Here is a 22,715-nt window from a genome sequence, read left to right as displayed (position 1 = left end):
CTTCTAAGCCTCATATCCTCTTAGCTCTTTCCACTAACGCTTCATAGCACTCTGGCTTTAAATCCGTAAGCTTTTCACCTCCAAACTCCAAAATTAACCTCCTCACCTTATCCCTTTTCCCTCGCCTTGAGATGTCAGCCAGAATATTTCTCACAGTATCAATATCAAGTTCAACCGCCTTTGAAGCCTCCTTTTCAGAACCATTACATTCAGAAACTTGTTTATCACTAATATGCACTGCCTTCTCCGTAACCTCCTTATCTTCTCCCTTCTGCTCCTCTAGACTTTCAATTTCCTTAGTCAGCTTCCTTAGGGTATCTGCTATTTCACTCAGTTCTCTGGCAATTCTTAAAGCAACCTTTAACTCCTTCATTTCCTTTCCTCCTTTATATATCCATCTTTTTATCGAAACTTCATTTTCCATGCTTAGTGAAGTTATTTACCTAAGCCTATAGAAGATTTAAGCTAAAATATAAAAAGCCAGATGATATGCTATTACTAGCTATCATCCGGCTATTTGGTAGTTCTTCATTGACTCCGTTGCTCGGTATGCAATCTCCTTCTGTTTTCCTTAACCTTCTTACCTGTATTTCCTAAAGTCTTCATTATAACATTTATATTTTCACTCCTTAAGTCTATGGAAACAATACCTCCACACTTAGGACACTTAATTTCAATTTCATTAATTAACTTTGATAAAGGTTCTAAACTCACTGAGTTATTTTGTTTTATGTACATATCAAAAAGTCTTTGCTTGTCCTTTGGACACTCTATTTTTGTTAGCATACTTCCCCCTCCTGGTTCTATTCTCCGCTCATTATCTTATAAGCTTGTTAGCTTACATATATACATTTAAACCATAAAAAAAGTGCTTATAATTAAGTACTCTCCTATTAAAAGTCTACTGCAAAATCTAAAAAAATACTTTTGCGTGACTTAATCCTATCTGCATTTTTTATAATTCCTAAGGAGTTCAACCTATTTGCTGCCGCTTCCCAAGAAACTTGAAAGATTTTAGTTACCGCATAAACATATTCCTCTTCCTTCAAATCTTTATCCTTTAAAGGGAGTTCCATTAAAACCTTTACAATCATTGACCTCGGCATTAATAAAGCTGCTGAAAAATAATTTGCCTGCCACTCAACAAAATCCTTATCCTCCCATAGCCCCACTGACTTATATCCGCTAAAAGTCTCCTCTGCTTCTTGAACTAGCTTAAGATTCTTCTCATCATAATAGCTTATATGTGATTTATGCTTAAAATACTTTCTATGAAAAATAGCATGTCCCACTTCATGTCCAACAGTATATCTATACCTTCTTTCCTGATGCTCCTCAGCAAGCTTTGAATCAATTACAACAGTCTCTTTATCAATCACTGAGTATTCTGCCTTGTTGCTTTCAGGATTATATACCGGAATTACTGTATCATCAAAAACCATTGCTCCAAGGATTGATTCATCGTGGGATAAATGATGAAAATCAAGCTTTAACCCAAGATAATTAAAAGCAAAATCGTCTATATCTATAGCCTGTGGTTCTATTAAAATTTCCCTTTTAAAATCTTTTAAAAAGTTCTCCGCCATAATCTCCAATTCCTTTTTCGAGAGAATTGGAACTCCATTGTTTTTTATCACAAACTTAGGAAAATACATAAAAGCTTGCCTCCTTAATACCTACTCTTCATTGAGCATTTTAATAAATTCACTCCAAGTCTCTGAACTTATCTTCTTATTTCTTGCTGTTCGCAAGGCCAAAGTAATATTATGGTCCTGTTTAATATAGCTGCGAAGGTCTGGTGCAATATCATTTCTTTTCTCTCCTGCCAAATCCAGCATTAAATCCATTTCCTCATCATTAAGCTCTAAGATACTATTAAGCTTCTGAAGCTTGTCCATATCAAATGGATTACGTCTATCCTTCTCCACATCGCTAAGATAAGGAGCAGTAATTTCCAAAAGCTTTGCCATCTCTCTTAATGTTATTTTCTTCTGTTCCCTCTTCCTGGCAATAAAGTCACCAAAATTCAAATAACCTCCACACATAACAGCATTCTCCTTTCTTAAGATTTTAAAATCTTCCTTGGTTTGCTTGTAAGCATATAAGCTTACTGATATATTTTATGTAATTATTGTAATTTATATACATTAAATAGTCAATAGTATTTTGGAAGTTTTTACATTTAATAGAATTTGTTTGTTAGTTGTGGATTGAAAAAGGAGTAGGTATTTTGAGATACTTACTCCTTAAGTTTGGAATACAGATGTTTTTATTTACTTTTTCAATAAAATTTTTATTTACTCTTATAATATTCTTTTCTGTACTCTACGACCGTATATAATTCTGGATGTAGTGTAGCTTTTGTACTCCCTAACCTTTTCAAATGTTTAATTAATCCAATCTTTTTATTTTCATCAATTATTATTTTATAGATACCTTAAACACTTATCTTTGATGTGCTATAGATGAATTTAAACTTCCTACACTAACTGTATTAATAGAAATAAGCTGATTCTTATTATATAAACATATCAGTATAAGCTTTTCTCATCATTATCTATCAAAAACTCTTTTCCTAATTTAAAAGTATCCTTTGGACTAGAAACTCTTCTTGGCTCATACAAAATTGAACCTTCTTTTATAAGCTTTCCTGATACTAAATTAACTCTTTTTGACACCTTTTTACCTTCCATAAATCTTCTTTACTTCCTCATTAATTTTCACTGTAAATTTACCCTTTTTAATACTTCCTACACGTAGTAAATACCTCATAAATCCTCCTAAAATAATAAAGACTCAATTACAATTAATACTGATAACTAAGTCTTATTTTTCATTAATTAAATTCTTTAATTGTGTTATAAACTTCTTACTAAATAAGTTATCTTCAAAAGCTTTTTCTAGTAGCTCTAAAAACAATTCTTCTTGTAGATTTAATGATCCTACTAATAACTTCATCCCATATCTAACTTTGTCTTTGTAAACACTAAATCTTATCTCCTCACGATTCCCCTGTTCCTTCACTACAATCTTTTCTAAAGCATAAGTATATTCCGCATCTACTATAATGCTTTGAGAAAGTAATGTACGCTACTTAGTTTCCTTAATAGCCTTCTTTGCCGCCTCCCCACCTCCTACTCTTCTACTAGAATATCCATTATCTCTTTAGTAGCAACTCCACTTATTGCATAATCTGAATACAAAAGAAAAAGATATAAACAATACTGCTTATCTCCTTCACATTCAATATCAGCAACCTATTCTACAATAATATCCTCTTTAGTTTCTAAAACTAATACATAACCACCTAAATTTGTATCAATATCTCTTTCAACTCCATAATTCTCTTATAAAATATTTAGTTGCTCTTCAATAGAATTTACTACATTAACTTCTAGCTCCATTACAATTAAGTCACTTATTTTACTAATCTTTCTCACTAATATTACCTCCATAATTTTTTATAAACCTATAGGAATTATCTGTATAGTATAGATATCTTTTCAAGATGAATATATTTCTAATTAAGCCTCTCCTTTTTTAACAAAATCATTCAAAAAAATAAACCTTAAGCTATTTTATTAGCTTAAGGTTTATTTTGAATGATAACATTATACTAATGCTTCTCCATTAGCATTATTTAATTTTCCTGTGAATATTTGAACTGCATCATAATATAGCCCAAGCATAACTTACAAATATTATAGGTGCAAAAACAAACATACCTAATATATATATTCCTAATTGTATGAATCCAACTTCTTTATATCTAAATAGAATTAATCCTTTTTACTTCTCTTTCTTTAATTCAACAATATCATTAGAATTTTCTAACAAATCTACATATACACCTAAATCCTCTTCCATAAATCTTTCCCCATAATTTTCTTCAAGCACCTCAATTATTTTAGATATATTATAATAACTTCTGGTGGATATTCCTTTAATCATTCTAACTGCTCAGTTAAATAAATCTTTTTCATTTTACATTTCTCCTCTCTAAATATAAAAAACTCTTACCTGTAAATTTAATACAAGTAAGAGCTATACTAAACTAAGCTTTTTAGAATTCTATAGTTGGTTTATCATTATTTATTACTAGATTTAACTTTTCATATGTTGTTTCATAGAAATTATTATATTTAGCATACTTAATTATTTCTTTATAACTCATTCTTGGTATATCTTCTAAATCACAATTTTCATCAGTATAACAACCATTTCTATCATTCCATTGAAGAAATTGTGTTAATTTAATTCTTTTAATATCGTCTTCTACTTTACCATCCCCCTTAAATATAATTAACCCATACACATTATTATTATTATATATATTTATTATCCTTTTTAAAGATTTAATTAAATTAATATTAGTTCCTAATAATATAATAATTAGCTATATAATTAGCTATATAATTAGCTATATAATTAGCTATATAATTATACTCCTATTAACCTATATTATGCAGTATAATATATATGTAATAATTTATTAAAATCACTAATGGAGGATTTAAAATGCTATTTAATCAAAATCTAGATGAAATAATTTTTAACAGACATCAATTATTTGAATCTGATGAGCTAATAATTATATCTGGCTACATCGGACCTAATCCTGTAGAAAAATTACATAACCTTCCGCTTACATGTACTGTTATCTATGGAATGTATGGTAATAGTTCTATATCGCCAAAACTTCATTCTACTTTATTAAAACTTGAAACTTTATCTCAAAATACAACTATATTATATTCTAACATACCAGTTCATTCTAAGTGCTACATATGGAAAAACAAAGGCAAAATAATCCATGCTCTAATTGGTTCTGCAAACTTTAGTACAAGTGGATTAACTATACCATTCAGAGAAACATTAGCTGAGACTACCCAAGATACCTTTTTACCATTAAATCAATATTTAAACCAAATACTTTCTAATTCTACACCTTGCACTGAAGTTAATCTAATACCTAATAGCAAAACTACTGTTAATACAGTTGCTTCTACTAACACTCATACTTGTAGTATGGTTTTATATGACCCTAGAACTGGTGAAGTTCCTACAGCAAGTGGCTTAAATTGGTGTCATAGTTCACAAGGTCATACAAGCATTGATGATGGATATATTCCTATTCGTACTTCCTATATTAGAGAATACCCTGAACTATTCCCACCTAAACAAATGGTTGCAACAAGAACAAATGGAGGAAAAGCTAATCGTCAAAATGATTCTATTGAATTAATTTGGGATGATGGAACAATAATGGAAGCTCTTTTAGAAGGAAGTCAACCTGTTGATGGTGTAATTCACCCTAAAAATCTATCATCATTTCCTAGTAAAAATATATTAGGTTCCTATATTAGACATAGGTTAGGTTTGCCATCTGGAAGTTTGGTAACTAAATCTGATCTAGATAGATATGGTAGAGATGATATAGAGTTATCCTTATTAGAAAATGGAACTTATTATGCTGATTTCTCTATAAAATAAACCTATTTTATGGACAAGTTTTTATATAATTTAAATAGCTAATTTTACTATAACTACTAATTTATTGATATAATTAGTAATTGAATTATAAAATCTTTAATGTTATTATTTACGCTATTGTGCCTTATAATTCGTTAATGTAACAGAAAATACATATTGTGTCATCTAGATATTTTCTGTTACTTTTTTTATTTTAAAAAGAACATAGGTTTATATTAACCCATGTTCTTTAAATACTTCATATAGAGCCTCTGCTAATCTTCTTGAAAACTCTGGTGGAACTGCATTTCCTATCATTTCATAGTCTGAAGACATACTACCTGAAAATTCAAAATCATCATCAAAACTTTGCAATCTAGCAGCTTCTCGTACTGTTATACTTCTAGCTTGTTGAGAATCTGGATGTATATGTCTTAATCCGTCTTTCTTTAAATGTGCTGGAATTGTATTACTTGGTTCATCCCATCTTAATACATTATACTTATGTATATTAGATTCTTTTCCGGTCTTCTCTGTATATAATTTCTTTAAAGCTTCTATAGATTTATAGTTATTTCTACCACTCTCTATATCTAAAGCTAACTCTCTAAATATATCAATATCCCTTTTGTTATGATATCTAGGATAATGATCTTTATATTCTGTCATATCAGGAGAATGTGAATATTTCCTCGTACCGATTTTCTCTTCTTGCTCTCTTGGCATAAGTTTTGGTAAATCACCAATTGCATCTTTAACAGTATTTACCTTTGATGATTTAAATTTATGTAGCCTCTTATTATAAAATTCATCTAAAATCTCATAACAGTTATCTCCAAAAACCTCTTTATTTAAGCCTATTAATATAACTCTTTTCCTTCTTTGACTTACCCCAAATTCACTCATATCCAATAAGGCATCTTTCCTAATATTATTGGTAATTATATAACCTGATTTAAAAAACTCCTCAGTTATTTTTTTAATAATATTTATTCCTCCTGGTTTAGCAGATAATATCCCCTCAACATTTTCAAATACAACAACTTTAGGCTTAAATACTTTTACTACTTTAATATAACTTTCGAATAAGTAATTTCTATAATCATCATGCATCCCATTCTCATCTTGAACTCTACCTGCCATTGAATACGCTTGACATGGTGGTCCTCCAACTATTAAATCTACTTCTTTTGGACCAATTATTTTTTTTAATCCTACGTTAGTTCCATATTCTAAATCATCTTTCCATCCATTTATTAATTCATCAGTTCGTTGAATATCAAACCTCAAAACTGTTTTATCTGTATCTACATAACCATATTTATTTTTCAATCTTTTCTTTAATACCTCATGAGGTTTATCATTCCATTCAACACAAGATAAAGTTTTATACTTTCCTGTCTTCTCAAATCCATCGACTAACCCTCCACATCCTGCAAATAATTCAATAGTATTAAGCTTATTTCTTATCATTATTATCACCTTTTTCAAGATATGTCTTAAGCTCTTTCGCAATATTATAAGCTAATAGAGGTGGTACTGCATTACCAACCTGTCTATTCTGTTGAGTTTTTGTCCCTAAAAATATAAAATCATCAGGAAAAGATTGTAACCTTGCATTTTCACGTATTGTTGGAACCCTATTATACTTATAATGGAAGTGATTTCTATGTCCAGTATCAATAGTTCTAGAAGGTTTATTAGACGCATATCTAGTCCAAGCTTCATTAAATTTTCTACTTCCACCCACACCCTCTGGTAAATCTTTATGGTTTCCTCCATCTGGTACTAATGCAATTGTATTTTTAACTAGCTCTGTATGTTTTGTTGCAACATGATTATATAGCTTAAAGCTGTTTTTTCTCATCATTCTTTGATACTCACTATTCGGCTCATTTATATATTCATCTATCTCAGCTCCTAGTTCATCTTCTCTTGATTGTAAGTCACTTAACGCTTCTTTACATGTTACATGATTAATTGGTATATGTGTTGGTTGTGGAAAAGTGAATTCTTTACCTATTATTTCTGCTATATCTTCTCTTATTCCTACAAAAAACATTCTCTTTCTAATTTGTGGCACTCCATAGTCTGCTGCTATTAATGGTTTATCTGTAACACTTACCATATATCCCATATCCTCGAAAGTATTTATTATTTGCTCTTTTACTTTTCCTCCATATAATGTTGCAATTCCTGGAACATTTTCAATCAAAAATGCCTTTGGCTTAAATTTATTTACACTCTTAACTACAGCTAAATACAATGTATTTCTAGTATCATTAATATCTCTAGAACCAGTTAATGAAAAGCCCTGACATGGCGGTCCCCCTATTATTAAATCAACTTCTTCCGATCCTGTTTTATCTATATATTTTTCTTTTATTTCATCTATAGCCTCATCTTTAAATAAATCCGCTTTTAAAGCAATAGAATCTTTATGATTCTCACTATAAGTTTTCAAAGCTGCTTCATCATGATCAACACCAATTACAACATTATATCCTGCATCTAAAAATCCATGTGATAATCCACCACATCCACAAAATAAATCAATAACTTTTAAACTTCTATTATCTTCTGTACTCATATTTTCCCCCTTAACTTTATTGTATATTATATAATACTTTCCGATTTTATTCAAAACATACGTTCTACTTTTTTTAAATTTCTTATTTATTATATCACTTTTTAACAATATTTAATACTTCCTTTTAATTCAAGACTATCTATTAATTTTTAACCTAATTTATAATTTTAGTAAAAACTAAACTTACTTACACCACTATTAAATATTCTCTGTTTTAAAATAAATAACCCTCGACAACACATTTCTGTATTGTCGAGGGTTTCATGGTGGAGGCGAAGCATGATCTGCATCCTTCTAACTAATCCTTCACCTTACCCCCTTCAACACAATCCCCTCTTTAAATCCTCCTCTTTCCTCAAACTTCTTTCTTCTCTTCTCCATCAATTCTTCTTGTGAATACCCCAGATGATTAGCCAATCCAAACAGAACTTCCATTACGTCTGCCAGTTCTTCTAAGTTCTTATCCTCTAAATACTCATTAACCTCTTCCATTAATTTTTTCTCTAATAATTCTCCCATTTCTTCCTTCGAAGCTATGACAACGTCACAGCTCTTTCCGTCAGCTTCTATTATTGCTGGAATTTTATCTCTTACTAATTTATCGTATACTTTCATCTTACGCCTTCCTTGCTTTTATACTTTTTATATGTTCTTCCTTAACCGCTTCATTGACTCTACAATATTTCACTAAATCATAGTAGATTTTATTTATCTTTTCCTCAGATAAAATCTCATAGTTTATACTTAATTCCATTCTTAATCTAGATAATAACTCATTTCTTTTTAATATAAATGTCCTTGGTGATGTAGCTACTACCTTCTTCAAGGTACATCTTTCACTAAATATTATGTAAGAATAAAAGCATGTACTATCTATATCACTTATGACGCTAGCTAATGCACTAATATGGCTTTTGTTTTGCCATATTGGATTAAAAAAATGATTCTTTTTTCCACCTTTAAAAGTTTGAGTCCAGTTTTTATTTTTTCATCTCCAAATATCCAGCCACTATAATTTTTCGACTCAAATACATAAATCCCCGATTTATTAATCATTATCAAATCAATTTCAGTAGTACTTCCATCTTGCTTAGGAATATATAAATTGCAAAGCACTTTATTATTTCCTTCCAGTTTCTCTAGTTGTAAAAATGTTAGATACTCTCCATAGTTCCCCTTATCATAAATAGTACTTTTCAAGCTGTTTCCACTAACAATTCCATACAGTGAATCATTAAACTCTCTTCTAATAAAATAGCTTTTGATTCCAATAATAACCAATACTAAAATTATAATCCCCATAAATATCCCCTATCTTATTTTACTCCCCATAATACCCTTTCAACTTTTCTTCACAAACCCCATCCAATCTCACCTTTTCTTCCACGGTAAGCTTCTTCCATATCTTTTTATTAAACTGAACATATTCAATGTCCCTGCATTTCTCCATGAACCTCATATCTTCAAAGCGTTTGAAAGGATTTGAGAAGATGTTTGCTTTAGCTTTTCTTCTATCTATAACTTCATCATTGTAAAGTGACTTCTTCTTTTCAGCTACAAGTCCTCTTGCTTTCCTGTCTTCGTAGAAATCAATGAAGAAGTCTAATAAATCCTCCACTAAAACTCTACCTTTACTGTCTGCTTCGGCCAGCATGGCTTTTAAAAGTACGGGTTTATAGGAGGCTGACATGGTCATTTTCTCCACATATGCAATGAACTTTTCACAGATGTTTGAGTCGTCTATTATATCCCAGCCAAATTTCTCCGCATATTTCAGTACTGTTTCTTCCTTAAAGTATTTAAAGGCTGTGCTAGCACATGGCACTTCTAAATCTGCTACAATTTTTCCTTCTTTAATGTATCGTCCTATAGTTTCTGCCTGCACGTCTACTCTTCTTACAAATTCTATTTGAGATATCATATTCTTAGCTTCTTCTTGCCAGTTAAAAAGATTGATGTGCTCTAAATCCATGATGTCCACCGGAAGGTCAATGAGCTCCACTGGCTTTTCACCTTTTCTTAAGAAGTCTGCTTCTTTGAACTTTCTGTCTCCAAAGCCAAGTACTAACGCTCCTGGTACATACTGCTCCATATTAAACATTCTATGGGTAGAAAGTGGTGCATTAAATAAGGTTGAGTTATCTATAAAGTCAAAGACTAAAAGATAATCCTTCCCCTCTGCCTTTCTTGTTCCTCTTCCCAGTTGCTGCATGTATATGGTTTTACTCATGGTTGGTCTTGCCATGAACAGTACTTCTGTACGTGAACTGTCCCAGCCTTCATTTAATAAATCACAGGCACAAAGGACAGTTATTCTGCCTTCCTCATAATCCTTTAAAATTCTGTCTCTTTTGGATTTTTTAAGACCTCCTGATACTGCTTCTGCTTTTATTCCTTTTTCCTTGAAAGCTTCTGCCACTTGTTCTGCATTGTGAACTGAAGCACAGAATACCACTGTTCTTTTTCCCTTAACATAATTGATATAGGTATCTACTAAAAGATTATTTCTCTCTGGTACAAAGAGCTTGCTTTCTAAATCTCTTGAGTCGTATTTTATTCCTCTAATTCTAACGTCAGATATATCTACATTTGTCTTAACCCTTATACATCTTACCTCTGCCAGAATTCCCTGCTTTACTGCTGTTTCTAAGTCTATCTTGTGAGCCACATTTTTAAACAGCTCCAGAACATCTTCTCCATCAGCTCTTTCTGGTGTGGCACTTAGACCTAGAGTAAACCTTGGCTTAAAGTGAGATAATATCTTCTTATAGCTGTCTGCTGCTCCATGATGTGCCTCATCTATTATTATGTAATCAAATTCCTCTTCCTTGAATTCCTCAATATTTCTACTTACACTTTGAACAGAGCCACAAATAACTTGAGCTTCCTTTTCCTTTACCTCTCCCATGTAAACTCCACAAGTAGCTTCACTCCAAAGCTTTTCAAAGGTTCCCTTAGCCTGCTCAATAAGTTCCTGAGTATGTCCAATAAATAGAGTTTTACCTCCAATACTCCTTGCATCCTCCACCGCTGTTACAGTTTTCCCTGTTCCTGTGGCATGATATAAAAGTGCAATGGTATCTCCTTCACTTCTCATTCTTCTTAAGCTTTCCAAAGCCTCCTCTTGATGTTCCCTAAGCTCTAAAACAGCTCCCTTAGGCTGTGGCAGGTAATCTTCAATGCTTTCTTCAATGGCATCTCCTAAGAAGGTCATCATCTGATCCTTAACTAGGTCTGGGAATCTTTTAAGCTGCCCATCTGTCCACCTATAAAGCTTCCAGTCCTGAAATATAATACTGTTCTGCTTTAAAAGGTCATCATAATACTTTTCATGGGATACCTTTCCAGGTTCGTGTATCCCTTCTCCATCTATCTCAATCGCAATTTTTTCTTTCTCCGTTAAAACTGCAAAATCTATGTATCTGCTTTTTCCGTATATATCATTTATTCCATATTGAATTAATAGGTTGCTTGTTTTCTCTGGACCAAATACCTCACTAAACAATTCTACAAATTTATCTTCAGCCCCGCTGGCTAATTTTATTTTTTCTTCCTTCACCACAATTCCTCCTGATAAGGTGTATTTCTACAATTCCATACATACTAATTCTATCAACAATATCGTTTTATGTAAATATTTTACTATATTTCAGTGGTATTCCTTTTGTTATTTAAAGAAAAATCTAATGAATGCAAAAAAATATAACCGAGCAGCTCTCTACTCGGTTATAATCTCATAATTTTATATTTTTAAGCTTATGTGTGTTACTTATCTTTTGTTCTTTTTATCTTTTGTTCTTTAAAATCCTTTGTTGTTTTTATCTTTTGTTTCTCAAAATCTTTTGTTCCTTAAGCAGTTCAGTTAACAAGTCCTCTGCGACTTTCTGTACTGTGTTATCCTTTTAAATCACCCTAGGAAGCAGGGGTTGCTATCAGGTGATTAATTTTGATAGGACTAGAAACTAAAGTGGCAAACAGACTTCCTATGATAAGTATAACAAGAACTTTAAAAATTTTGTTGTTTTTTAAGTTTTTTAATACTTTTTTAAGTTTTTAAAATGTTTTTTGTAGTTTAATGTTCTCTCATTACATATAAAATAGTTGGTCGTCCCATGGACCCGTATTCTAAGTCCTTATAAAGATATCCTTTTTCCGTTAAGTAGTCTAAGTAATGACGTACTGTTACCTCTGAAATTTTTAGAGCTGTTGACATTTCCTTTACCCTTATTTCCCTTGAGGCAGTGCTTAGGTACTTATTAATCTTGTCTAAAGTTTTACGATGAATTCCCTTAGGCACTTCCACTGACACTGTACGTTTAAACAATTTGTCTATTTCCGCTTGACCTATTTCAGCATTACTATTTAAAAGCAGATATTGATTTTTATATTTTTCTAAGGCTTCTTGCAGTCTCTCAAAGGTGTAAGGTTTAATCAAATAATCAATTACTCCAAGCTTCAACGCTTTCCCAACCACACCTTTTTCCCTGGAAGCAGTTATAAAAATTACATCTATGTCTTTCTGGCTTTTTCTTATTTGGATTAAAACCTCTAAACCGTTTATCTTTTGTACATTCACATCTAAAACCAATAAATCCACTTGTTTTTTACTTATGTATTCTAAGGCTTCCTTCCCATCAGCTTTAATTCCGACTACCTTAAACCCATCCATCCTGTTTATGTATCCTCTGTTTAATTCTGCTACCATTGGATCGTCTTCAACAATTAATACTCTAATCATATTCCCACCTCATTTCTAACTGGAATATTAATTAAATTTCTCTCTTTTGAATTATTTTAACATTATATGTATTTTTATTCAAGATATTGTATTATGAATTAATATTTTGTCTAAAACTCTATTTTAATTCCTTACATTAAAATAGCAGCCTCCCTCCAAGAGTTCAGCTGCTTTCTTTTACCTATTTAATTCCCATTCTATCCTTAGCATCATTCACTAATTTGTTAAATTCCATTCTTGCTTCATGAGGAACTCTGCCAAGGTCTCTTAAGCCTTTTACTACTTCATCTTTAGCTAATGTTCCATAATCCTTAGTTTTCTCTGTAAAACTTGTGCCATATTCATCACTTGCAGCTATAGCTTTATCGATTGAAGTTATAACTTCATTATGATATTTATCAACCTCTGGGTCACCTTTTCTGTAATTAGCTTCTATATCCTTCTTAAAAGCTTCAAGGTTTGCTCTGTCCTTTGCATAAAAATCATTAAAGCCAGTTACAAATTCATCATATGTACCATTATAGGTAAATTCATCATTATATATGTTATACCTATTATACTCTTCACCAAGAGTATCGTTTTTAAAGTAGTAATCATATCTTTCTGATATATACTTTCCGTACTCTTCCTTTGTTGTTGGAGTATCCTTTGTTGCAGTATCCTTATTTGCTGTGTTGTCCTCAACCTTAGATGGAGTATTTGGTGTGTCGGTCACACCATCTTTGCCACACCCTGTGAAAGCTACCATTGCTAAGGAAAGCCCTAAAATGGTTAAAACAGATAAATACTTTTTCATTTCCTTTACCTCCTTATAGTTTATACCTTTAGTTTAAGTAAAAAAATAAATTGTATTCTAATTCTCTTCAATTCTTTATTTTTCACTTAAAACCATTTCTTTCCATTATTTAAAACTATTTTTTGAAGATACAAAAAAGCTTGACCAAGAATACGATATACCACTTCGTGGCGAGTTCTTGATAGGCGTTTTGTTTCTCGTGAATGGTAATCAAAAGGAGAAATATAACGAGTGCTTACACTATCTCTGATTTCTAAAAGCGACACAGATTTCACAGTTTGAGTTGATGCTTCATAAGGATAGCTACTGGAAGATTTTAGGATAGAATAATTAAAGGCTTACAGAATTTCCTTTACCGAAAGCCTTTAAAGTTTAATTGAGGAATGAGAATAAATCTATTATAATGAATAAGAACAACTATATGTTGCTTATAACTAGAAAGGATTTTAATATGAAACATATTTTAATTGTAGATGATGATATTCATATCAGCGAAGCACTTGACGATATATTAGTAAATGCTGGTTATTCGGTATCTCATGCTTATTCGGGTACAGAAGCATTATATGTTCTTTCTTCAAACAAACCCGATTTAATATTATTGGATTTAATGTTACCAGGAATGAATGGGGAGGAAGTTCTTACTAAAATAACGGGAACTCCTGTTATCATTATGAGTGCAAAAGTAGATGTAAAAGATAAAGTTGCTCTTTTGCTTGGTGGTGCAGTTGATTATGTAACGAAACCATTTGATACGGAAGAACTGTTAGCAAGAATTACTGTTCAGCTTAGAAAAGCAACCAGTTCTGATGAAAAAGTATTTTTGGAATTTAAAGATATTCAGATGAATACAGATACTCATTTTGTGTCGGTAGATAAAGAAACCGTGAAACTGACAAGAACAGAGTATGCTATATTGAAACTTCTCATGCAAAATCCTACACAAGTAATTACAAAAACAATGATACTTGACCGTATCAGCGAAGATACACCCGACTGTATGGAAAATTCATTGAGGGTGCATATCAGTAATTTACGTAAAAAATTGCGTGAAGTTAATGGTAGAGAATATATTGAAGCGATTTGGGGAATCGGATTTAAAATGTCAGAATAATAAATCTTTACAAATGCTTAACACTTTTCTTAACAGCTTTCTTAACAGATTTACATTAGAATAAATTTATCAAAGAAAAGAGAGGTGTTATACATGGAGTATGTCTTAGTAACAAATGCTTTGAGTAAAATATACAAGAACTATAAAGCACTGAACAATCTATCTATGCACGTTCCCAAAGGTTCTATTTACGGAATTATTGGAAAAAACGGTGCAGGAAAAACCACTTTAATAAGATTGATATGTGGCTTGCACAAGCCTACTTCTGGCGATTACACATTGTATGGTGTGAATAATACAAATGGTGCTATTTTAAAGGCACAAAGAAAAATAGGTGCAGTTGTAGAAACGCCGTCCATTTATCTTGATTTGACAGCAACAGATAATTTGAGACAGCAATGTAGTATTATTGGCTTACCGTCCTTTGACTCTGTTTCTGATTTATTGAAGCTTGTTGGTCTCGAAAATACTGGAAAGAAGAAGGTGAAAAATTTTTCATTAGGTATGAGACAAAGATTAGGTATTGCTATTGCTTTAGTAGGAAGCCCGGATTTGCTTATTTTAGACGAGCCTACTAATGGACTTGACCCACAGGGAGTTATAGAAATAAGAGAGCTAATTTTGAAACTTAATCGCGAAAAGCAGATTACCGTAATCATTTCCAGTCATATTTTAGACGAACTTTCTCGTCTTGCAACGCATTATGGATTTATAGATAAAGGAGTTATGGTAAAAGAAATCACGGCAAAGGAATTGGAAGCATCCCGCCAGAAGCGTGTTGAGTTGGTTGTCTCTGATGTGGAAAAGCTTTTACTTGTACTAGATAAAATGGAATACAAATATGACATTCTTTCAGATGAAAAAGTGAGTATATATGGCGAAATACCTATTTCCAAATTATCTCTTGAACTGTCAAAAGTAGCGTGCGATATTCTTTCTATACATGATATTGAGGAGTCTTTAGAAAGCTATTATATAAATCTGATGGGAGGTCGCAAATATGAATAAGCTGATATATGCAAACCTTTCTCGCCTGTCAAAGGATAAAGTGTTTTTTACCTGTGTGGTTATTACAATAATCACAGGAATACTTACTCCACTACTGCGTTATAATAGTGCGAAGAATTTTTCAAATACGTTTTTCTTAGAGGGGACATTTTCTGCCTGTTCAATCATTTTAGCAATTTTACTGGCTGTTTTTTGTTCTCTGTTTCTTGGAACAGAATACAGTGATGGTACAATCCGAAATAAAATTATAATTGGACATTCAAGAGCAACAATTTATTATTCATTTTGGTTTACTAATATTATTGTAGTATGCATTTTATGTACTATCTATTTTATTATAAGTTTAGGTATCGGATTGCTTTTACACGGAACTTTTGAAACAGACTTGAGATTTGTTATAGCATTAATCTTAAATATGTATATATTAACAATTGCTTATTCATCTATTTTTACTCTGATTTCTATGCTAAACCAAAATAAAGCCTTGGTAGCAGTGATTTGTATTCTTAGCACACTAGTCTTTTTTATGTTAGGAACTGCAATATATGCTAAATTAGCCGAACCAGAGATGATTCCTGCTAACACAAGTACAAATGGTTCGCCTGTGTATGACGTAGATACACCAAATCCAAGTTATGTAGATGGATTGGAACGTGGTGCTTATGAATTCTTATATGATTTTCTTCCCGGTGGGCAAATGGTTCAATATGCTAGTATGCAAGTATCAACCCCCTATAAACTGTCTATATATTCAAGTATTATTCTTGTCATCACAACTGGAATTGGAATAAAATCATTTAAGAAAAAAGATATTAAATAGAGGTCAAATATGGAAATCAAGATATGTTTGTTAATTGTAAGTCTGAGTATAAATATTTTTTTTGCAATAAGAATTTATCTTTTGAGAAAATCAGCCAAAGAAATTAGAATCGGTTTAGTAGAAAAAGCAGAGCATGAAACAAATACAATAATAGACATATCTAGTCATGATAATTGTATGCGAGAATTAGCAATTAGCGTCAATATGCAACTGGAAGAACTTTATAAGCAACGTCAGCATTTTTATCAAAGTGACAAAGAGCTTAAAGATGCAATCACAAATATTTCGCATGATTTAAGAACCCCATTGACTGCAATCTATGCGTATTTAGATTTACTAAAGCACGAGGAAAAATCTGATTTAATAAATAAATACTTAAGCAAAATTGAGAACCGCATAATGGTATTAAAGAATCTAACAGAAGAATTGTTTCACTACACAGTTACTACTTCTAACGTGGAGCATATTTCTGTTGAATCTGTAATTGTGAATAATCTTTTGGAAGAAAGTATTGCATCTTATTATGCAGTAATAAAGAATTGTAATATTATTCCGGATATAGTGATTCCAGAGAAAAATGTGGTGTGTTCTCTTAACAGAAACGCAATCTCTCGTGTTTTTGAAAATATATTGAGTAATACAGTGAAGTATAGCGATGGAGATTTGCATATTATCCTATCCGAAAATGGACAGATAGTATTTTCAAATCATGCTTCCGGATTAACTGAAACACAAGTCGCAAAACTTTTTGACCGCTTCTATACAGTAGAGGACGCTAGAAAGTCAACAGGTTTAGGATTGTCTATTGCCAAGATATTAATGGAACAAATGAACGGAAAAATTGTTGCACAATATACAAATAGTATATTAAGTATCTGCATTCAGTTGCCAGATGTTTCGGACAATTAAAAGGTGACTCAATATATTTGTGGTAAATCAGTGGTAAAACCAGCCCTTAAATCTTATATAAACACCAATTAGCACAGTGTTTTAGCAGATAATCAACATTTTGTTTTTATTTTAGTTAAAAAAGAGAACAGCTTCCTTATGTAGGATTAACTGTTCTCTTGTTTTAGCCTTCACTTTTTTAAGCTTAATTCACCTAATAACAGGGGTTGTTTTTTAGTTCATTAAGCTTATCCTTATATTACTCCTCAATTGTGAGGATTTTATGAAGATAACCTTAATTTCATCTTATTTTTTTATTACTTTAAGCTTTATATGTTATTTTTTCTTATGTGATTTATTTAATTTACAGCAATCTAATTGACCACTTTTACCAAATTCTTTTTCATTTGCTTTTTCAATGTCATTAAGAAATTTTTTTATAGATTTTTTCATGGATTTCATAGATTTTTCAAATGATTTTAGTGATTTTTCTACCTTTAGTTTTTTACTCATTTCATCACCTTATAGATTATTATTATACTACTACCCTATGCTTTACCTTCTGGTTCTGTACATAGCTATTCTTTTAAAGGTCTCCATCATTTCTATTCATCATGTTGTTTCTGTAGTTTTGATTTCTATAACTCTCTCTAGAACCTCTTCCACAGCCTCTTGAGCCACCGTCTCTGTAACACTCTTCATTATAATAGTATTCATCATTATCTTCTGGTCCTTCTTCATAATTTCCGCTTAACTGTGTGTATCCTATTCCATTGTTTGCGTAAGCTGTTTGCGTGTTATTTGTGTTTCCCATGAAGCTGCTTGCTCCAATACCTATTCCTACTCCTAATAATAATGTTAAAACCTTTGTGTATTTTTTCATTGTTCTTCCTCCTAAATGAGCCTCATTACTTTTTATTTATATTATTAAATGATAAGAATCCCTAAGGAATTCCCTCATTAATACTTCATCTTCTATTTTTCATTGCTTTTAATCTTATTCCACTATAATGGTGCTCCTTATCATTCCCATCCAGCAGCTATATCCATATTGACCTGGTTCTGATGGCATAAACTCTATAACATTTTCACCTTCCTTCAGCTCCTTTGTCACTCCTAGCTTTGGTATTATGATTTCATTGTTACACCCTGTAAGTTTTCCTTCCTCTGCTGTTATTGTCCATTTAACAGGAATTCCTGCCTTTACTTTAATCACTGGATATGCTCTGAATTCAAGGCTGGTGTTTATGCTTTGATAATTGCCTTCCACTGTGGCTGTGTTCATTGCCTCCACATTACTGCTGGTTTTTGATACCACAATTCCTGATAGTGCTAAGCCATTATTAAGCATTCCAATTCCTAATACCACCACCAATACTGCTCCTATTGTAATGATTTTCTCCGTGAATTTCTTACTTAACTTGCTAGTTAAGGTTCCAAGCCCAAACATTAGCGGTACCGTTCCAAGACTGAATAAAAACATAGATAATGCTCCTGCTGCAAAGCTTCCTGTGGATAGAGCATAAAGCTGCATGCTTTGAAGTGGACCACAGGGCATTAATCCATTTAATAAGCCAATGTAAAAGGAGGAGGTGCTTTTTCTTTTTGCTCCATTAATCCTTTTTCCTATGAACTTTGGCATTTTTAAATTAAACCTTCTTAGCCCTGGAAAGATTCCAGTCATGTTTATTCCCATGATAACCATGAACACCCCTGCAAGGATAGCGACAGTGACTCTGAAGGTTCCACCTACCGTCACCACTGATCCTAAAGCTCCTGCCAATCCTCCAATAATAGTATAGGATATAACCCTTCCTAAATTGTAAAGGGCATTGGGCTTCAAGGAGGAGGTGCTTTTTTCAATGGAGTTTATGCTTTGTGCCAAGTTTATTCCTCCACACATGGCAATGCAGTGAAGAGAGGTTAAAAGGCCTATAACAAAGAGGAGGCCATAACCCATGGAGCTCTCCACCTGTGGGAAGTAATCTGTGAAGTTTAAAAGTCCCAGCTCCTTTAAAATCATATAACCACCCAAAATGATTATTAATACATATAGAACTTCTCCTCTTTTCTCCTTTAACTCCCTTGAGTTTTCCTCATTGTTCTCTAGGGAATATCCTAAATCTTTCAAGGTTTCTTCAAGATCACCTTTGGAAGGCTCCTTATCCTCATATACAACAATCACTGTTCCCTTACTGAAGGAGGCTTGGACATCTTTAACTGACGGTAATTCCCTTAGGCCTTCTTCTATGGTGAGCTCACAATGGGCGCAGGTCATACCCTTCACCTTAAGCTTAATTTTATTTTCCTTATTAAACTGCTCGGTGTTTTCCACCTTTAGCTTATTAGTATTTTCCTTATTTGATTGAGTTTTCTTGGCCATTATAGTTTCTTCCAATTCCTAAAGCGTCCTGAGTTTTCTTCAAGAACCTTTGCTGGTATAATAATTTCATTTTCTGTTTCTGTCTTTTCCTCTGCCATAATCGGCACTGGGTTACAACCTCCACGCTCAGTTTCAATCATATCCCTGCTGTATACATTACCACAGTTTTGACACTGGAATTTATCTCCCTTTTGCTCAAAATAAGCATACGGACTTCCATTACAAATCTGACAGGTATCAAAAGCTGTTCTAATAGTTCCATCTTCAGCCTTAACTGCCATTACTGCCATATCCGTACCCTTTACATTTAATTGAAAGAAGGTTGCTCCTTCTCCAATATCACCAGGATTAATCACTAAATCTCCTGCCTCATTTAAAGTTCCCTCAACCTCTTTGCTTGAAGAACCCGCATCACTTCCTGGAACTACCTCCGCAGTAAAGCCATCCTTATTTTCATTTTCTTTATAAAGTTCATTAACATCTTTATAATACTCATTAGCACTTAATCGCTCTTCCTCCAGAGCCTTTTCCTTATTAACAAAGGTGATAACCAGGGCTGTAACTGCCACAGCCCCCGCCACCACTGGAAGTATATTTTTCTTTTTCTTCTTCACTTTTCTCATTCTCCATTCTAAATTCTAAATTCTTAATTAACACTAAACTCACAGATTACAGAAGTTCCTTGTCCTACCTGACTTTCAATGGTGATATTTCCTCCATTAGCCTCCACCAAGGTCTTTGTTATGGTAAGTCCAATTCCAGTACCTCCAGTACCTCTGCTTCTTGAAATATCACTTCTGTAAAATCTCTCAAACACCAGCTTTAAATCACCTTCTGGTATTCCAATTCCATTATCTTTTATCACAGCCTTAGCTCTCTGACCTTCCTTTTTTAATCCAAGGAAAATCTCACCCTCTTCATTGGTGTACTTATAACTGTTGGATAATACGTTGATGAAGATTCGCTCTAGGTGGTCCATATCCCCCTCCATGATAATTCCATCTTCAATCTCATATTTTATTGCAATATTCTTCCCTGCTGCTAAAGGCTCAAATCTTTCTCCAATTTCCTTCATTAGCTTTGATAAATCTATGGTTTTCTTATTTATCTTAATTTCATCATTTTCAATAATTGCTAAATCCGAAAGGGCCTTAATGAGCTTTGTTAAATGAAGCACTTCTCCGTGAACAATGGACAGCTTCTCCATATCTGTTTTCCAAACTCCATCCATAAAGGCTTCAATATGACTTTGAAGTGTCGCCAACGGTGTTCGAAGCTCGTGAGCCATATCCGTTGTCATCCTTTTTCTTAAGGCTTCCTGCTGATAAAGTCTAAGGGATAACTCCTCAATGGACTTTGACATTTCATAAAGCTCATGAGTATTTGTGTCCACAGGTACCAGTGCCTTATACTTTCCTTTATCAATGAGGCCAATGTTCTCTCTGATGGAATAGATAGGTTTAAGGAATCGCCCTGCAACCCTAGAGCTTGTCACCAAGGCAATAAGCACTGATAATATAACTGCTAAGCCAAAGGCCAGATTAATAGCTCCAATAAACCTCTTATCCTCCACGGAACCCACTATACTTTTAATCCTTCCAACTTCCACTGAAGCTATGTCAGAACCCATAAAGTCCACTGGGTAACTGCGAAACTTCAGAGTGCTTTCCTCCACCACTGTTCCGTCTAAACAGTGCATCATATCTCCAGAATTACTGCTCCATACAACTCCTCCAGCTTCATCCTTCAAAACTATAGTCACAGACTCACTAAAGGCATAATGAACCATACTCATAATTGCATCAGGGGTTAAACCTTCGTAATCCCCATAAACCTTCTGAACATACCCAAGAACCTTTTCATCATCCCGCTCCCTGGCTTCCCTAAGGTACTTAGAGAAGAATATGTTAATGCTCAAATTAGAAATTACTGCCACAATAACAATGGAAAGCACCGCAATTAATATGAAGTTATTTCTCAGCTCTTCTCTAAGCCCTTGTCTTTCACTCATCAGCAATCACCTTTCCTCATTCTTACTTCTTACTTCTTACTTCTTACTTCTTACTTCTTATTTTTTAATTCTTACCTTTTAATTCATATTTCTTAATTCATATTTCTTATTTTTTATTCTTTAATCTTTACTCTTTAATTTCTCATTCTCAATTTTTAGTTTTCAACTTTTTATCTTAATTTTTCTAATTCAAAAACTTATATCCCACTCCATACACCGTCACCACATATTTAGGCTCCTTCAAGTTATCCTCAATTTTCTGCCTCAAATTCTTAATATGGGTATCCACAGTTCTGTCGTAGCCTTCAAAGTCAAACCCAAAGGCCAGCTCTGTCAGCTGTGCCCTTGTGAAAACCCGCCTTGGATTTTGTGCCAAAGTAAGGAGAATTTTAAACTCATTAGGAGTTAAACTTACTTCAGCCCCTGCTTTTTTCACAAGATGCTTTGGTATATCTATACTTAAATCACCCTCATTAAACTCTAATATATCTGAAACACCACTGCCCTTAGTTCTCCTTAATATCGCTCTAACTCTTCCAACAAGCTCTCTTGGACTGAAGGGCTTTGTCATATAATCATCGGCACCAATATAAAGGCCTTCCACCTTATCATCCTCACTGGTCTTAGCTGTCAGCATCAAAATTGGTGTATCTCCTTCACTTCTTATTTTCTTGCAAACCTCTTCTCCCGAAATATCCGGCAGCATCAAATCTAAGATAAGGAAATCAGGCTTTACTTCCTGGAAAATTTCCAGTGCCCTTCTGCCATTCTCTGCCGTATAGACCTCATAGCCTTCAATGAGAAGATAATCCTTCACCACCATCAATAGATTACGCTCATCATCTACAACAAGTATCCTTTCCTTCATCCTTTCACCTCACCTAAACCTTTCTAT

Annotated in this window: 27 protein-coding genes and 1 pseudogene; 5 read left to right on the top strand and 23 right to left on the bottom strand. The window is 32.9% G+C overall.

All coding sequences use genetic code 11. From position 1 onward, the window contains the following. Window positions 1-10 precede the first annotated feature (10 nt). The 9 genes from BN1075_RS02185 to BN1075_RS02150 form a co-directional block, all read right to left on the bottom strand. Window positions 11-373 (bottom strand): hypothetical protein, encoded by a 363-nt coding sequence (locus tag BN1075_RS02185; RefSeq protein ID WP_040191405.1) that lies wholly within the window; start codon window positions 371-373, stop codon window positions 11-13. A 155-nt stretch (window positions 374-528) separates the two neighbouring features. Further along, a complete protein-coding gene (locus tag BN1075_RS02180) occupies window positions 529-786 on the bottom strand; it encodes a hypothetical protein (protein WP_040191404.1) in 258 nt (85 codons plus the stop codon). Window positions 787-893: 107 nt separating this feature from the next. Further along, window positions 894-1,655 carry an ImmA/IrrE family metallo-endopeptidase gene (locus BN1075_RS02175; RefSeq protein ID WP_052406343.1) on the bottom strand — a complete coding sequence of 254 codons (762 nt, stop codon included), beginning with the start codon at window positions 1,653-1,655 and terminating at the stop codon, window positions 894-896. Between the two features lie 21 nt (window positions 1,656-1,676). After that, window positions 1,677-2,045 carry a helix-turn-helix domain-containing protein gene (locus tag BN1075_RS02170; RefSeq protein ID WP_040191402.1) on the bottom strand — a complete coding sequence of 123 codons (369 nt, stop codon included), beginning with the start codon at window positions 2,043-2,045 and terminating at the stop codon, window positions 1,677-1,679. Window positions 2,046-2,445: 400 nt separating this feature from the next. Continuing rightward, complete coding sequence (locus BN1075_RS22475; protein ID WP_407637961.1) at window positions 2,446-2,505, bottom strand: hypothetical protein; 60 nt, start codon at window positions 2,503-2,505, stop codon at window positions 2,446-2,448. 26 nt (window positions 2,506-2,531) lie between these two features. Further along, window positions 2,532-2,678 (bottom strand): hypothetical protein, encoded by a 147-nt coding sequence (locus BN1075_RS21375; protein ID WP_156132722.1) that lies wholly within the window; start codon window positions 2,676-2,678, stop codon window positions 2,532-2,534. Window positions 2,679-2,826: 148 nt separating this feature from the next. Next, the gene (locus BN1075_RS02160) at window positions 2,827-3,024 is read right to left on the bottom strand and encodes a hypothetical protein (RefSeq protein WP_235777744.1); all 198 of its coding nucleotides are present in this window, start codon (window positions 3,022-3,024) and stop codon (window positions 2,827-2,829) included. Between the two features lie 765 nt (window positions 3,025-3,789). Continuing rightward, window positions 3,790-3,951: a hypothetical protein gene (locus BN1075_RS21370; RefSeq protein WP_156132720.1), complete on the bottom strand. Its 162-nt coding sequence runs from the start codon at window positions 3,949-3,951 to the stop codon at window positions 3,790-3,792. A gap of 112 nt (window positions 3,952-4,063) precedes the next feature. Beyond that, the gene (locus BN1075_RS02150; protein ID WP_235777743.1) at window positions 4,064-4,315 is read right to left on the bottom strand and encodes a hypothetical protein; all 252 of its coding nucleotides are present in this window, start codon (window positions 4,313-4,315) and stop codon (window positions 4,064-4,066) included. 203 nt (window positions 4,316-4,518) lie between these two features. On the opposite strand from BN1075_RS02150, the gene BN1075_RS02145 reads away from it, so the two are divergent. Next, window positions 4,519-5,493 (top strand): restriction endonuclease PLD domain-containing protein, encoded by a 975-nt coding sequence (locus BN1075_RS02145; protein ID WP_040191401.1) that lies wholly within the window; start codon window positions 4,519-4,521, stop codon window positions 5,491-5,493. Between the two features lie 210 nt (window positions 5,494-5,703). Here the strand turns inward: BN1075_RS02145 and BN1075_RS02140 are convergent, their stop codons facing one another. The 8 genes and pseudogenes from BN1075_RS02140 to BN1075_RS02110 form a co-directional block, all read right to left on the bottom strand. Next, window positions 5,704-6,945, bottom strand: coding sequence for a DNA cytosine methyltransferase (locus BN1075_RS02140; RefSeq protein WP_040191400.1), 1,242 nt, complete (start codon window positions 6,943-6,945; stop codon window positions 5,704-5,706). Next, window positions 6,932-8,062 carry a DNA cytosine methyltransferase gene (locus tag BN1075_RS02135; RefSeq protein WP_040191728.1) on the bottom strand — a complete coding sequence of 377 codons (1,131 nt, stop codon included), beginning with the start codon at window positions 8,060-8,062 and terminating at the stop codon, window positions 6,932-6,934. Before BN1075_RS02135 ends, BN1075_RS02140 begins: the two co-directional genes overlap by 14 nt. 306 nt (window positions 8,063-8,368) lie before the next feature. After that, entirely contained in the window at window positions 8,369-8,677 is a 309-nt protein-coding gene (locus BN1075_RS02130) for a nucleoside triphosphate pyrophosphohydrolase (RefSeq protein WP_040191399.1), read from the bottom strand. 1 nt (window position 8,678) lies between these two features. Beyond that, entirely contained in the window at window positions 8,679-8,888 is a 210-nt protein-coding gene (locus BN1075_RS22075; RefSeq protein ID WP_235777742.1) for a hypothetical protein, read from the bottom strand. A 72-nt stretch (window positions 8,889-8,960) separates the two neighbouring features. Continuing rightward, window positions 8,961-9,364 (bottom strand): annotated as a pseudogene (locus tag BN1075_RS22070) (nuclease-related domain-containing protein); the annotation flags it as partial. Window positions 9,365-9,383: 19 nt separating this feature from the next. Next, window positions 9,384-11,621 carry a DEAD/DEAH box helicase gene (locus BN1075_RS02120; protein WP_040191398.1) on the bottom strand — a complete coding sequence of 746 codons (2,238 nt, stop codon included), beginning with the start codon at window positions 11,619-11,621 and terminating at the stop codon, window positions 9,384-9,386. Between the two features lie 513 nt (window positions 11,622-12,134). Continuing rightward, a complete protein-coding gene (locus BN1075_RS02115) occupies window positions 12,135-12,800 on the bottom strand; it encodes a response regulator (RefSeq protein ID WP_040191397.1) in 666 nt (221 codons plus the stop codon). Window positions 12,801-12,981: 181 nt separating this feature from the next. Further along, window positions 12,982-13,596, bottom strand: a complete 615-nt coding sequence (locus BN1075_RS02110; protein WP_040191396.1) for a hypothetical protein — start codon at window positions 13,594-13,596, stop codon at window positions 12,982-12,984. A gap of 451 nt (window positions 13,597-14,047) precedes the next feature. Between BN1075_RS02110 and BN1075_RS02105 the strand changes: the two genes are divergently transcribed. From BN1075_RS02105 to BN1075_RS02090, 4 genes are all read left to right on the top strand, one after another. After that, complete coding sequence (locus BN1075_RS02105) at window positions 14,048-14,710, top strand: response regulator transcription factor (protein WP_040191727.1); 663 nt, start codon at window positions 14,048-14,050, stop codon at window positions 14,708-14,710. A gap of 93 nt (window positions 14,711-14,803) precedes the next feature. Next, entirely contained in the window at window positions 14,804-15,718 is a 915-nt protein-coding gene (locus BN1075_RS02100) for an ABC transporter ATP-binding protein (RefSeq protein ID WP_040191393.1), read from the top strand. Further along, window positions 15,711-16,538, top strand: coding sequence for an ABC transporter permease (locus BN1075_RS02095; protein WP_040191392.1), 828 nt, complete (start codon window positions 15,711-15,713; stop codon window positions 16,536-16,538). The genes BN1075_RS02100 and BN1075_RS02095 overlap by 8 nt, the downstream gene beginning before the upstream one ends. Before the next feature lie 9 nt (window positions 16,539-16,547). Beyond that, a complete protein-coding gene (locus tag BN1075_RS02090) occupies window positions 16,548-17,447 on the top strand; it encodes a sensor histidine kinase (protein WP_040191391.1) in 900 nt (299 codons plus the stop codon). Window positions 17,448-17,762: 315 nt separating this feature from the next. Here the strand turns inward: BN1075_RS02090 and BN1075_RS21365 are convergent, their stop codons facing one another. The 6 genes from BN1075_RS21365 to BN1075_RS02065 form a co-directional block, all read right to left on the bottom strand. Next, window positions 17,763-17,939 carry an LDCC motif putative metal-binding protein gene (locus BN1075_RS21365; RefSeq protein WP_156132718.1) on the bottom strand — a complete coding sequence of 59 codons (177 nt, stop codon included), beginning with the start codon at window positions 17,937-17,939 and terminating at the stop codon, window positions 17,763-17,765. A gap of 73 nt (window positions 17,940-18,012) precedes the next feature. Next, window positions 18,013-18,309, bottom strand: a complete 297-nt coding sequence (locus tag BN1075_RS02085) for a hypothetical protein (protein WP_040191389.1) — start codon at window positions 18,307-18,309, stop codon at window positions 18,013-18,015. Between the two features lie 114 nt (window positions 18,310-18,423). Then, window positions 18,424-19,809 carry an urease accessory protein UreH domain-containing protein gene (locus BN1075_RS02080; protein ID WP_052406342.1) on the bottom strand — a complete coding sequence of 462 codons (1,386 nt, stop codon included), beginning with the start codon at window positions 19,807-19,809 and terminating at the stop codon, window positions 18,424-18,426. Further along, window positions 19,809-20,423 carry a DUF2318 domain-containing protein gene (locus BN1075_RS20530; protein WP_052406341.1) on the bottom strand — a complete coding sequence of 205 codons (615 nt, stop codon included), beginning with the start codon at window positions 20,421-20,423 and terminating at the stop codon, window positions 19,809-19,811. The genes BN1075_RS02080 and BN1075_RS20530 overlap by 1 nt, the downstream gene beginning before the upstream one ends. Before the next feature lie 32 nt (window positions 20,424-20,455). Continuing rightward, window positions 20,456-21,820 carry a sensor histidine kinase gene (locus tag BN1075_RS02070; RefSeq protein ID WP_040191388.1) on the bottom strand — a complete coding sequence of 455 codons (1,365 nt, stop codon included), beginning with the start codon at window positions 21,818-21,820 and terminating at the stop codon, window positions 20,456-20,458. A gap of 184 nt (window positions 21,821-22,004) precedes the next feature. Next, the gene (locus BN1075_RS02065) at window positions 22,005-22,688 is read right to left on the bottom strand and encodes a response regulator transcription factor (RefSeq protein ID WP_040191387.1); all 684 of its coding nucleotides are present in this window, start codon (window positions 22,686-22,688) and stop codon (window positions 22,005-22,007) included. Window positions 22,689-22,715 lie beyond the last annotated feature (27 nt).

Origin of the sequence: Clostridium culturomicium, from assembly GCF_000821305.1 — a bacterium.
GTDB lineage: Bacteria > Bacillota > Clostridia > Clostridiales > Clostridiaceae > Clostridium_J > Clostridium_J culturomicium.
This window is presented reverse-complemented; position numbering and strand designations above follow the sequence as displayed.